Origin of the sequence: Hydrogenophaga sp., assembly GCF_028698005.1 — a bacterium.
In the GTDB taxonomy this organism is placed as follows: domain Bacteria; phylum Pseudomonadota; class Gammaproteobacteria; order Burkholderiales; family Burkholderiaceae_C; genus Hydrogenophaga.
The window spans coordinates 19,054-20,767 of record NZ_JAQVEJ010000040.1 but is presented as its reverse complement, the minus strand read 5'-3'; the positions used below and the strand labels follow the sequence as shown (position 1 = coordinate 20,767).

1 protein-coding gene is annotated in these 1,714 nt (G+C 64.7%); it reads left to right on the top strand.

The window, feature by feature from the left end:
- Positions 1-1,634 (top strand): type IV pilus secretin PilQ family protein (locus PHQ87_RS06335; protein ID WP_300232205.1); only part of this gene is annotated, 1,634 nt, incomplete at its 5' end.
- Between the last annotated feature and the right edge of the window lie 80 nt (positions 1,635-1,714).

The following is a 1,714-nucleotide window of genomic DNA, read 5'->3' as shown; positions in this document are numbered from 1 at the left end:
GCGTGGTGGTCGATCTCGGCAGCAACCAGGTGGGGGTGGACATCCGTCAGCAGGGGCAGGATCTGGTGGTCGAATTTCTCCACTCTTCCCTGCCCGAGGGCCTGCGCCGGCGGCTGGATGTGTCCGATTTCGGCACACCGGTGCAGCTCATCACGACCACGCAGACCGGTGATCGCGTCCGCATGGTGGTGAGTCCGCGGGGCAACTGGGAGCACTCGGCCTACCAGAGTGACAGCCAGTTCGTGCTGGAGGTGCGCGAGCAGCGCCTGGACCCGGGCAAGTTGACCCAGGGGCCGGGCTACAACGGGGAAAAGCTGTCACTGAACTTCCAGAACATCGAGGTCAGGTCGCTGCTGCAGGTGATCGCCGACTTCACCAACTTCAATGTGGTGACGTCCGATTCGGTGGGTGGTTCACTGACCCTGCGCCTGAAGGACGTGCCCTGGGACCAGGCGCTCGACATCATCCTGCAGGCCAAAGGCCTGGGCATGCGCAAGGCCGGCAACGTGCTGTGGATCGCGCCCAAGGACGAGATTGCCGCCCGCGAGAAGCAGGAGCTGGAGTCCAAGGCGTCGATCGAGAGCCTGGAAACGCTCCGTACGCAGGGCTTCCAGATGAACTACGCGAAAGCCAGCGATGTCGCGGCCCAGTTGATGGCGGGCAGCGCCGGTGGTGGCGCGGGCAACACGGCGGCGACCCGGATTCTGTCCACACGTGGCAGCGTGATGGCCGAGCCGCGCACCAACCAGTTGTTCGTCACCGATATTCCGTCGAAGCTGGAGCAGGTGCAGCAGCTCATCGCCAAGCTGGACATTCCGATCCGTCAGGTGCTGATCGAGGCACGCATCGTCGAGGCCGACGACCGGTTCGGGCGCTCGCTGGGCGTGCGCCTGGGCGGCAGCGATCTGCGGGGCATCCGCGGTGGCCAGCCCGGTTACCCGGTGGGGGGCACCGATCGGGTCGCCATCGGCGGCAGCTACAACGCCGTGTCGATGACGACCACCGAGACGGAGAACGCACTGGACACGCTGAACACCTCCTTTGTGAACCTGCCCTCGACGGGTGCCGGCGGTTTTGCGCCGGCGGCATTCGCCATCTCGCTGTTCAGCTCGGCGGCCAACCGCTTCCTGAACCTGGAAATTTCGGCCCTGGAGGCCGACGGTCGCGGCAAGATCGTGTCCAGCCCGCGGGTCGTGACGGCTGACCAGGTCAAGGCCTTGATTGAGCAGGGCACCGAATACCCGTACCAGACGGCGACGTCCAGCGGCGCGACGGCCATTGCCTTCCGCAAGGCCAATCTGAAGCTGGAGGTGACGCCGCAGATCACCCCCGAGGGCGGCATCATTCTCGACGTGGATGTCAACAAGGACAGCCGCGGCGAGACCACGACCGCCGGTATCGCCATCAACACCAAGCACGTGCAGACGCAGGTGCTGGTCGAGAACGGCGGCACTGTGGTGATCGGCGGTATCTTCGAGCAGGAAGAGGTGGATGACGTGACCAAGGTGCCCCTGCTGGGCGATCTCCCGGTCGTGGGCAACCTGTTCAAGAACCGGGCGAAGACGGCCAACAAGCGGGAACTGCTGATCTTCCTGACGCCGCGCGTGATCGCCGATCGGGGCCTGTCGCGTTGAGCGGCTGACAAACGCATACGGATTTCAACGGCATATGAACATGAACAGAATCAAGATGATGGCGGCGGCCCTGTCGACGG